This is a genomic window from Pontiella sp. (assembly GCF_041622395.1).
Lineage (GTDB): Bacteria > Verrucomicrobiota > Kiritimatiellia > Kiritimatiellales > Pontiellaceae > Pontiella.
Map to the genome: position 1 here is coordinate 1 of NZ_JBFJYW010000185.1, position 7,955 is coordinate 7,955.

At 59.5% G+C, this 7,955-nt stretch carries 4 protein-coding genes; 2 read left to right on the top strand and 2 right to left on the bottom strand.

The features are described from left to right. Both ABYO54_RS11140 and rsmB read right to left on the bottom strand, forming a co-directional pair. Positions 1 to 4,019 (bottom strand): DUF4082 domain-containing protein (locus tag ABYO54_RS11140; RefSeq protein WP_372808324.1); only part of this gene is annotated, 4,019 nt, incomplete at its 3' end. Between the two features lie 288 nt (positions 4,020 to 4,307). Further along, a complete protein-coding gene (rsmB, locus tag ABYO54_RS11145) occupies positions 4,308 to 5,579 on the bottom strand; it encodes a 16S rRNA (cytosine(967)-C(5))-methyltransferase RsmB (RefSeq protein WP_372808325.1) in 1,272 nt (423 codons plus the stop codon). Positions 5,580 to 5,797: 218 nt separating this feature from the next. Between rsmB and ABYO54_RS11150 the strand changes: the two genes are divergently transcribed. Both ABYO54_RS11150 and ABYO54_RS11155 read left to right on the top strand, forming a co-directional pair. Then, positions 5,798 to 7,156: a MotA/TolQ/ExbB proton channel family protein gene (locus tag ABYO54_RS11150; protein ID WP_372808326.1), complete on the top strand. Its 1,359-nt coding sequence runs from the start codon at positions 5,798 to 5,800 to the stop codon at positions 7,154 to 7,156. After that, on the top strand, positions 7,156 to 7,955 hold an 800-nt coding region (locus ABYO54_RS11155; RefSeq protein ID WP_372808327.1), incomplete at its 3' end, for a hypothetical protein. The genes ABYO54_RS11150 and ABYO54_RS11155, both read left to right, overlap by 1 nt.

Here is a 7,955-nt window from a genome sequence, read left to right on the forward strand (position 1 = left end):
CCATATAGCTCGTTGTCTAGTACATCGACGTAGCCGATCGAAGGCACATAGCCGGGTGCTTCCGCAAGGATGGATACCGACTGTGTTCCATCGGTCTCGTCATCGTCGACAAATTCAATCTCGAACGAAACCGAGATTTGCCCCGCGGGGATTGTCAAATAATCGGGCACGCTCATTTCAGTCGCATCGGAGCAGGTCAGCAACACATTCACGTCCGCAGGCGCGGTACCCGACAAGGTGACCATCCCGGAATTCGTAAGCGTATCGCCTTCCCAAGAAGAGGATGGCAACTGAAGTTCGATTCCGTTGGTTTCGTTGTCGAAAACAAAGACAGAGGTCGTTGCGGTGGGCCAATTGCGAACAACGGCTTCGATGGTCGCGGTCTGGATGCCGTCGATCGCATCATTATCGAGCACCGGAAGAGAAAAGGCCACGAAGGTCTTCCCGGCAGGCACAACAACACCGATGCTGCCGATTTTACCCTCGTTATTGGAAACCAGTTCCACCGCCACGTCGCAGTCCGGAGCACGGTCGAGCTGCAGCGCGCCACGGATCGACCCGGCACCTTCGAAGGTGGTCTGCGGCAGCGAAAGAACCATCGTTGCGGACTCGCTGTCGTTCACGCGGACTTCGGCAGTGGCATCGCGGTAACCGAACGATACGGCGCGAACCAACGAAACGACCGTGCCATCCAGCAACAGATCGTCAATGGCGGCAACATCGAACACCACGCGGGTTTGCCCGGCGGGAATCGTGACCTGCGCAGGAACAGAAAGTTCGCCGCCCCCATCCACGGACAGGTCGACGATGAGGTCGGCGGTCGGCTCAGAGGAAACCGAAAGCACCCCGCGTCCCGCCAATACACCGCCGGCTTCATCCAGATCCGCTGGAAGTTCCAAGGAAAGGCTGCCGAGATAATCGACCGTAAAGACGCCGCTGTCGCTGTAGATGCCGTCGGAGGTGGTGGCGCGCAGAAAAACTTCGCCGACCTGTTCGCCGGCCACGACCTCTCCCGTCCAGACCCCATCCACGAAATCCGCGATCTTGTTCGGGGAAAGGGAGATCGGATCAGGGCGGCCAACGGCATAGCGGAAGTCGACCATATCTATATAGGACGTGTAGGTGCTTGAAGGGAAATCGCTTCCATAGCAACTGGAGATCACGGTTCCGTTGGCGAAGGAGAAAGGAACGCCGCCGGACCGACGGTAGACCACGCCCGTGCCGTGGCTCGAAATCCGATAGGTTTCGCCGGCTTCCAGCAGCACGGGCTCGGGTAGTTCCGTATGCGACCAAGAACCCGCCGCATTCGTGACGGCCACCGAGGACAACAGTTCGCCGGCATCGGTCCAAAGCGAAACCTTCGTCCCCCAATAGTGCGAAAGGTGGGTTACGGTCATGTCGTCGCTGACGGTGAACCGCAGGCCGCGAGAGGCGACCGTACTCGACGCGGTATTGACATGCACCTCTTCATCCAGCAACGACCCCGCGCCCATGCCGAGGTTTTCGTATCCCTCGAGCGCAACGACACCCGAGAAATCGGCAACCGCATAGCCATAGGCGTCCACGGCGGAGAGCGAGACGCCGAACGGGACGGAAATCCTTTGGTTGGTTGCAATCGAGCTCCACGCGAAATGATCGAACGGCCCCGAGGTCCAGGTCGTAAAACGTTGAATGGGACTTGCCGTTGTGCCGACGACATTGCTGGCAACGATCTGCCAATAGTAGGTCGTATCCACGTCCAACAGTCCGGGATCGAACACGTTGGTGGTGAGGCCCGAAGCCACCAACGTCAGGTTCGCGGGATCGGTGCCGAGATAGACGCCGAAGCGCGAAGCGGTGTCCCAAGGCCCCTCGTCATCGCCGCCGTTCGTGTGCGCCCATTCCAGTTGGGACGCAATGGCAATACCGTTGGTCGCCGCCAAAGGAAGCGCGAGCGTCGGCGCATCGGGCGCGGGCGGAACCGGAAAGACATTGGCATTGACCAAACGAATCTGCGAGCGGCTGGTGTTTTGATTCAGGAAAAACAGGGGCAACGTATGTGACCCAACGGATAGGTTACTCCCTTCCCGGTTCGCGGCCACGTGAACGGCTGCGGTTTCGCCGAATGTCAGCAAACCGTTTTGCGCCGACACATCCATGGCAGGGGAAAAAACCTTCCATGGAAGATTTGACGGGCCGACGTTGCACAATGTGAAGACGACATTGGAAGGCATGAGCGGATAGCCTTCGTAACCTTCGACCAGCACGGGGTCGTATGGATAGACCAACATGGGATCGAAATCGCCAAGCCCACTATTCATCAGATGGAATTCGGGAATGCCGGATGCGTTGATCGTGACACCGATCAGGGCATCATGCTCCAGCGCGAGCAGGCGATGGGCCGTTCCTTCCACGCTTTTCTCGAACTCGGCAACGCAATCCGGATAGCTCCATTTTTGAAACCGGGCAGAGCTGTCTACGGTGCGTACCGTGAAAATATCGCCGGCGGCCCAGGCGATGTCGGAAAGACTATTGGTGAGCGCCACCGTTTGACGGGCGAGCGTCGTTCCATCGTGAATCATTCCCGAGCCTAGCACCACGATGCTGCCGTCGGGCGCCACGCGGATGGGATGGGAAAATCCCGTGCTGGTATGCAACGGCGAATCTATCTTGGAACCAATGCCGCCTGCGGGCTCCGACGGATAGGTGGTGCCGTCGGCGTTGATCTGCTCCCAGAGCAGGTCGTTGGGCGAAGTATCGTCGCGGAAGAAATACATTTTCTGATTGGCGTCGCTCCAAATATATTCCTTCGAATAGTAGTTCCAATCCACCGAATCAACGAGGGAGCCATCCGGGGCATAGGTGTAATGGGTATCCCACGAACCGGATGCATCGATGCCGAACAGATATGGCCCTGCCGTCGACAGTCCATACGGTTTGCCGGGCAGGTTGGCGAAAGGCACCTCCGAGTAGCTTTCATCATGCAGGTCAATTGCGCGGATCAGACCGGAAGAATAGGCCAGATAAACCGTGTGGTTTTCTGCGGAATACGCGGCATAGTCCGGCACGCCAATCAACGGGATCGTGTTGGTGTATTGCCCGGCCCAGCAATCCCACCGGAAAAGGCTTTGGTTGGCTTTGCTGAACAGGTGGAGGATGCCGTCTTTATCGACGAACGAACTGTCGGGCGTATAGGGGAGGTCTGTCGGGTCGATCGGTTCTCCGGGCGTCGGCGCGTCCAGTTCCGAAAGCGCCACGGACCGGACATACAAGCCCGTGGACTCCGCGACATCGGCCGTAAAGGTCAGCACGTCGTCGCCCTCGATAAAGATTCGGCTGGGCGAATGATCGAGCGTGGTGCTTCCGGTCGGCAAGATGGTGACGGTATAGGCGGTCAGGGTGGATCCATACAACAGGATGGGAACCTCGTCTCCGTAGAAAGCGAGGTCCGTTATGCTGCTGCCGAAGCTCTTGAGATAGGTGAGCCCCGTAGTACTGTAAACCGTACCGGAACTATCAACCACCTTGGCGTCGTCGGGAAAAACCCACGTCTTGGTCGCTCCCGGATAGTCGCCGTGATACGAACTGTCGCCCCCGCTGCCAAACGTACCGTCGTCGTTGTAGTTGACATACGTAATGTCCGAAGGGCTTACGCCCAACGAGCGGCCGAACATTTTATTCAGCGACGGTGCAATGGAAGCCCCGCCCAAGGCATCGATATAGTTTTGGAAAGTGGAAACAACCGAGTTCGAGCCCTTGTCGATACTCGTGAAGCGCGCATAGAGGCTCGCCGAACGGTTCAGAAACAAGAGATTTCCATCGCCGAGAATCTGACTAATGCTCTGCGTCGAATCCGCCAGATGCATTTCGTTGTTTCCGTCTAGATCGTAGCGGTAGGCGGACATCCCGTATGCGGCGTAGATGCCATCGGCATCGACCCATCCCGCAGTCAGGGTATCGTTTGTAACAGAGAGCGAAATGGTGGGCAACCATTGCCGGTTGACCAGATCGTAGCGCTCCATTCGCGAGGGTTCGCTCATAAAAAAGCAGGCGGTATCCCCGTCGCGCATGGAATTAACCACCCCCCCAAAAGCTGAAAAAACGAACGCGAATAGAAATGCACTATATATGAAAAACGATGTTCGCCTGCCCGTCCCCGTCATAACAACCCCCTGCTAAATATGAATAATATTTTGCAACGTTTTTACAGAGATGAAACTTGCTGGACAACCAAAAAAACCGGAATAAAAGCAGCAAAAAGTACTACGAATTAATGTCGCTTGCGCAACGCCGCCGGTTGATCGGGAATGCGGCCGAGCGGGCCGGGATTACTTTCGGCGCAGCAGGGCGGCGAAGGCGCCGTCGGTGCCGGAGTCGGGCGGGAAGGCCTTGCCGGTTTTGACGAGGCGGAAGCCGGGGTTTTTCGCAATCCAGCGCGCGACGAGGTCTTCGTTTTCCTCGGCTTCGAGGCTGCAGGTGCTATAGACGATCCGGCCCTTTTCCTTCAGCAAGGCGGCGCAGGCATCGAGGATTTCGTTTTGCAGTTTGGTAATGGTTTCGATCCGTTCCCGGTCGATGCGCCAGCGGGCATCGGCGCGGCGCTTGAGCACCCCGGTGTTGGTGCAGGGCACGTCGAGCAGGATGGCGTCGAACTTGCGGTCGCCGAACGTCTTTTCCGGTTTGCGGGCATCGCCCTTGACGATTTCGATCCAGTCGAGATCGAGGCGTTTCTGGTTTTCCTTGAGCACGGCGATCCGGTCGTCGTGCATGTCCATGGCCACGAGCGTGCCCTGCCCTTTCATGCGCCCGGCCATCATGGCGGTCTTGCCGCCGGGGGCGGCGCAGGCGTCGAGCACGGCCTCGCCGGGGCGCGGCGCGAGCAGATCGACCGAGACGGAAGTGGCGGGATCCTGCACGGTGAACCAGCCCTCGTCGTAGCCGGGCACCTTCCGGACGGCGACGCCGCGCGGCAGCACCAGGAAGATTTCCTTGTCGGAATACGGATGCATCAGCGGCTCGATATCGGCTTCGCGCAGGCGGTCGACGAATTCGGCGGCATCGACGGCGTTTTGCTCGACGCGCAGGATGGTCGACGGCGGCTCGTTGTTCCACTGGGCCAGCGCAACGGCATCGGCCTCGCCGTATTGCTTGGTCCAGCGCTCCATCAGGAATTCGGGATGGGAATAGCGGATGTGGGCGGGCTGCTTTTCGAGCGCTTCGAGAATCTGCGCCTTTTCGCGCTGGGCGCGGCGCAGGACGGCATTGATCATCTTGGCGGCCCCGGTGCCGCCGGGATAGTCCTTGGCGGCGTTGACCGTTTCGTTAATGGCGGCGTACTGCTCGACGTTGTCCATGAAGAGCAACTGGTAGAGGCCGACGTGCAAGACGGCCTTGAAGAAGAGGCGCGGCGGCGCGGAGACCCACTGCTGCTCCAGCCAGCGCAGGATGTTCTGGTTGCGCACCACCCCGTTGACCACCTCGAGCACAAAGGCATGGTCGGCCTTCAACTGGGCCAGCTTCCGGTCCGGAAAACTCTGGTCCTCCATCCATTCAAAAACGATTTCCGCGGCGACGAGCCTGCTGTTTCTCTTCTTTTCCATAACCTATTTCCCCAAATGCGAGCGCACTCTACCTTTTTTACCCGTTTTGGAAAGCAGAAGCGTCGCCTCGACAGTGGCGGCGCCCTGATTTTGCGCGTATACGTACGAAACACGGGCGGGTTCCGTTCGCCCGGCAACTCCGCCCATCAATGGCATGCGAACTGCTCTTAATCCCGGCACTGCAAAGATATCTATCAACCTACGGGAGCAATAAAGGAATGAAAACCAAGATCAAACCGATCGTATCGTGGAGCCTCTGGGCGGGTGGCCTATCACTCGTCATGGGCTTCATCACCCGCAAGCAACTCATCGCCGGATTCCAGGCGGATGAAACCGGGATGAGCATCGTCATCGCAACGTTTTTCGGGGCGGGCCTGGTCCTCTCCTTCCTGGCGGCGAAGAAACTGCACGCGGAATGGGACGTCCTCGCCAAGATCACCCTTACCGGCGCCATTCCGGAAACGGGCGGCAAACAGGGGATCGCGGCGGTTTTCCAAAAACTGGAAGCCCTTAAAAACAAAGGCGAAACCGTCAATGTCCACACGGCGATCGACACCTACCACTCGAAGCACAATTCGCGGGTGCGCGTCGTCTCGATCATGGCGGCCCTGATCATTTCCATGGGGCTGCTCGGCACGGTGGTCGGCCTCATCATATCGATCGCCGGCCTCGGCGACATGGTGGAGAGCATCGGCCTTTCGAAAACCTCGATGATGGACGCCATGCGCGTCACCTTCGACGGGATGGGGACCGCGTTCTACACCACCTTTTTCGGTGCGCTCGGCGGATTGGTTCTGCGCGCCGTCGCGGTCTCGCAGCTTAACGCCCTCTCCGAACTCTGCGCGGAAGCGGCCGAGTATGCCGACAACAACCTCGTGGCGAAGCTCAACGACAAGGAGAGCGAAATCAACCGGCAGGTTTCCCAAATCGTTGCGGCGTTCGGCGCGATGCAGCGGGAGATCGAAGCGGTCACCGCCAGCCTCTCGCAATCGTTCGAAACCACCCTGCAAGGCTTCGGCAACGCGCTCGCCGAAGCGGGCAACCACGCCCTCGCGGCCACCAAGGAAAGCATCGACGGCATGACCGGGCAGATGGAATCATTCAACACCGAAATCGGCCGCTCCATCGGCCTCTTCAACGGCTCGGTCGAAACGGCGGGCACGGAGCTCCGGGAAGCCTTCGGCGGCGTCAACTCGACCATCGCCCAATCCGGCGAAGGGCTGAAGGGCGCCTTCGACGGCATCAACGAACGGCTCGGCACCTGCGGCGTCGAGGTCTCGAATTCGTTCAACAACCTCAACGGCTCGGTCCAGCTGGCGGGCGACACCGTCGGCGAATCGCTGGCCGAGTTCAAGCTGTCCGTAGACGGCACCTGCATCGAGCTCAACGAAGCGATCGGCGAGCTGCGCTCGGCCATTGGCCTGGCCACCGGGGAAATGAGCACCGTGGCCGAAGCCCGCCTCGAGGCCGAAGCCTCGTCGCTGGCCGGGCATCTGTCGCTCGCGGCCGCATCGATCCAGCAGTTCATCAGCCACAAATCCGCCAAGCAAGCGATCGCCAAAGAGAAGGTGGCCTGATGCGTGCAACCCATCATTATGAATCGCCGGCGGATTCCGAGGGCGTCTTCGAGTCCTTTTCGGACATGGTGCTCTGCACGGTCATCGTGCTGATCACGCTGGTGGTGGTCCTGGCGCTCAATGTCGTGGAACAGCTCAATGTCTACATCGAGCCGAACCATTTCAGCGGCGGCGCAACCCGCCCCTGGATCTACCTCCAGGCCCAAAACGCCGATTACTCGAAAACCCGCTCGGAGTCGCTCGCGCTCGACCGCGCCGTCTATGGCGGCAACCCGTTCGTGATGGTCAACCTGTTCAGCCCCTCCTCCGCCCAGTCGACGACCACCGTCAAGGACGGCCTGACCGTCTCGGCGCGGGAAGGGCAATCCTTCTCCGGACAGTGCGACCTCACCGCATACAACTTCCTGCAGCTGGCCGCGGGCATCGAACCGGGCACCTTCCCGGTAGGCGGCGACCAAACCGCCCTGCTGCTGCCGAAATTCTCGCACAAGAGCATTCTGCTCGAACCCAGCGACGTCGACGGCTATGCCACCGAACCGAACAACGAGCTTGCGCTCAAGACCATGAAGCTGGCCTGGCCCATCTACGGCAACGCGCTCTTTCCGCGCCGCGCCGCCAACGACTATCTGAACGCACGGACCAAGATCTATATCGAGGTGCTCGATTCCGCCGACGGCGCCCACCTCATCATGATCGGCCACAGCGTCTTCTCGTTGCCGCAGGATGTCGAGAACGGCCGACTCGCCTGGCTCGCCGGCTTCTCGTCCGGCCTGACCGAAGTGGTCTATCTGGGCAAAGC

Excerpts from the sequence above, each read along its gene's own strand:
- rsmB (WP_372808325.1), bottom strand. The coding sequence starts at position 5,579 with ATGGAAAAGAAGAGAAACAGCAGGCTCGTCGCCGCGGAAATCGTTTTT.
- ABYO54_RS11150 (WP_372808326.1), top strand. The coding sequence starts at position 5,798 with ATGAAAACCAAGATCAAACCGATCGTATCGTGGAGCCTCTGGGCGGGT.